The 2934-nt window shown below is 57.4% G+C and carries 4 protein-coding genes; all 4 read left to right on the top strand.

Annotated elements, in window-relative coordinates; translation table 11 throughout:
• The coding region (locus Q0M35_RS18425) for a tetratricopeptide repeat protein (RefSeq protein WP_295317705.1) at positions 1–419 on the top strand (419 nt) is incomplete at its 5' end.
• A gap of 130 nt (positions 420–549) precedes the next feature.
• Positions 550–1149: a polysaccharide biosynthesis/export family protein gene (locus tag Q0M35_RS18420; protein ID WP_295317704.1), complete on the top strand. Its 600-nt coding sequence runs from the start codon at positions 550–552 to the stop codon at positions 1147–1149.
• 79 nt (positions 1150–1228) lie between these two features.
• Complete coding sequence (locus Q0M35_RS18415; protein WP_295317703.1) at positions 1229–2530, top strand: hypothetical protein; 1302 nt, start codon at positions 1229–1231, stop codon at positions 2528–2530.
• Positions 2531–2574: 44 nt separating this feature from the next.
• Positions 2575–2934 (top strand): rhomboid family intramembrane serine protease (locus Q0M35_RS18410; protein WP_295317702.1); only part of this gene is annotated, 360 nt, incomplete at its 3' end.

Here is a 2934-nt window from a genome sequence, read left to right as displayed (position 1 = left end):
ATATCTATGAAACGCTTTATCAACAGAATTCCGGTGCTCTTGTTATTGCCAATAACCTTGCCAGCCTGCTCGTGACATACAGAGAAGACGAAGAAAGCCTCGAGCGGGCCTGGTCGATCGGCCGGCGGTTGCGGAGTATTGATCTGGCCCCCATTCAGGACACCTATGGCTGGCTGCTGCATCGGCGTGGCGACTCTGAGGAAGCCCTGCCTTATCTGGAAAGTGCGGCCGAAGGTCTTCCGGAGGACCCGATCGTTCAGGCACATCTGGGTTATGTCTATATAGCGCTGGAGCGAAATAATGATGCTCTGAAACAGCTGCAGAAAGCGGTCGATATAGCCGGCCCTGTCGACACGCGTGACAGGATCGAACAGGCCCGCGTGGAAGTCCAGCGCCTGCGTGATCTGACCGGGAACTAAGGGTGGATTGCCCTGAAACGTGATCTATCCACTACAACAATGATCATGTTTCTGCCGATGGGGTATTTTCACTTGAGTTTACGGGCCAGTCTGACACTAAACTGAACAGAACTCGCGAAGGTAGTCTGATATGAAGCTTTTTAACCTCTTATCCGTTGTGGTCGCCTTGGTGTTCTGTGCGGTCTCCGCAAGCGCACAGAGCGACTATACCATCCAGCCGGGCGATACGCTGCAGATTGAAGTGCTGGAAGACGCCAGCCTCAACCGCTCCGTATCCGTGTTGCCGAACGGGCAGATCAGCTTCCCTTTTGCCGGCACAATCAACGCAAGCGGCCGGACAATAGGCCAGGTTCAGGCCGCCATCCGAGGTGCAATCGCGTCTAACTTTGCAGCGCCGCCGACCGTTTTTGTCGGTGTTGTGCCGCGCTTTCAGCCGGACACCGCCATCGCGGGCCCTGTGATCGACGTTTACTTCGTGGGTGAGGTGAACAATCCGGGCCTTGTTGAGGTTAAAAAGGGCACCACGCTACTGCAGGCTGTGGCCATCAGCGGTGGTGTTTCAAGATTTGCTGCTATTAAACGTATCCAACTGCGCCGCACTGACGGAGCCGGCGTGCAGCGTGTCACGATCCTGAATTATAAAGCCCTCGCAGACGGGGCAGTCACAAACGATATCGAGCTTAGGGACGGTGATGTCATTCTGGTACCGGAACGGCGTCTGTTCGAATAACAGTCATTCGCACAGGCAGAAAAAATACAAAACGCACCTGTTAACTGGTGCGTTTTTAGTCATTTGCACCGCAGGCGCTGTGGTGCATGCACAGGACACGGATGCGCCAGGGATTGTCGGGACATTTGATGTCACGCAGCGCCTGGAGTACAGCGACAACCCCGGCCTTGATGTGGACGGCGATTCCGATTTTTTCGGGCGGACCCTCCTCGGGTTCAATCTCACCAGTGTCACAGGTCTTGATCAGCTTTCGCTCGATTTGGGGACTGAGGTTGAGGAATGGCGGGACGATAACGACTCCAGTTTCGATCCCACGAATTCATTTGCCAGCATCGGATATGACCGGGAAACCGGCAATGCGCGCATCGGCTTTGAACTCCGGTACCGCGAATCCGATTCTGATTCCGATAACTTTGATGATTTCGATCAGAACGGTAATATCATCAACCAGGATGACGGCACGCGGCAGACCTATGGTTTTGTGCTGGACGGTGCTGTGGGCCTGAATGCGCCGATCGGGGCGAGCTGGGGCTTTGCCTATGACGAGATCACCTTCAGTGATACCACCGACCCGGATCTGACCGATCAGAGCAACACTGCGTTCGACGGCCAGCTTGATTTCCGGATTGATCCGCGGATCACGGCGAGCCTGACGGCCAGTTATGAGGACTTCGACGCGCAGGGTAATGGTGTGAACCGGGAGAGAACCGGTCTGGGTGTGGCGGTCTCGATGGAGGTCACGCCGATCCTGACGGCGGATGTCTCTCTGAGCTATGACAGCATCGACCGCAGCGGCGACGAGACTGGGACAGACGACGGTCTGAGCGTCGGGGCATCTCTCCTGCGGGCGCTATCCAACGGCACCCTGGGGCTGAATTTTGCCTCCGATGTCTCCAGCAACGACAACGGCCGGCGCTCCTTTCTCAGCGTCAGCCGGGATATGGAACTGCCGCGCGGCTCTCTGTCTGCTGAAATCGGGGTGACCGGGGCGGATACGATCGGCAGTGATCCTCTGATCAACCTTGATTACGTCCATGAGCTGCCGACCGGGCAGATCAACTTGGGGCTGTCGCAGTCTGTTGTGACCGACAATGATAATAATGAACAGCTCAACACCGCTTTGCGCGCCGGGTATGATTATCAGATCAATAATCTCTCTGGTCTGGGCGCCACCTTCACGTATTTTGACCGTAACGAGCTGGACGAGGGTGTTGACGGCAAGCGTATGGAGGTTGGCCTGACCTACCGGCGGGATCTGACCCGGGACTGGGGCCTCGTGGGCGGGGTGTCGCACACGCTCTCCAGCGAGGACGATTCTGAGGACCGCAGCCGCAATACCATCTACATCGGCCTGCAGCGCAGCTTCAACTGGGTGCCCTGAGACCCGCGCTTGCATCCTCTGTCACAGACTGCCCGGTGTGATGCATGAAGACATCTGACCCGCCCGATGACCGCCCGGCAGAGGCGGCCCCTTCCCCCGGGTCCGGGGTGCTGATTGCGGTGATCGTCATCTGTTTTGCCGTCGAAGGCCTGCTGCAGCTCTCGGATCTGCAGCTTGCGGGCCCGCTCCGGCTGAGATCGCAGGCCTATGAGTATTTTGGCTTCTGGGCCGGACTTTTGCAGTCCTGGACCCCGAACTATCCTGCCCAGCCCTGGCTGATGTTTCTGACCTACGGGTTCCTGCACGGCGGCGTGCTGCATCTGGTGGTGAATATGGTCACGCTGTGGTCTTTGGGTCTGGCTGTGCTGGACCGTGTGGGGGTGCGTGGCTTTGTGTTGCTCTAT

The sequence above is a fragment of the Roseobacter sp. genome, assembly GCF_024639605.1.
Taxonomy (GTDB): domain Bacteria; phylum Pseudomonadota; class Alphaproteobacteria; order Rhodobacterales; family Rhodobacteraceae; genus Roseobacter.
The sequence above is the reverse complement of the archived record's forward strand: the minus strand, read 5'-3'. Positions and strand labels throughout refer to the sequence as shown.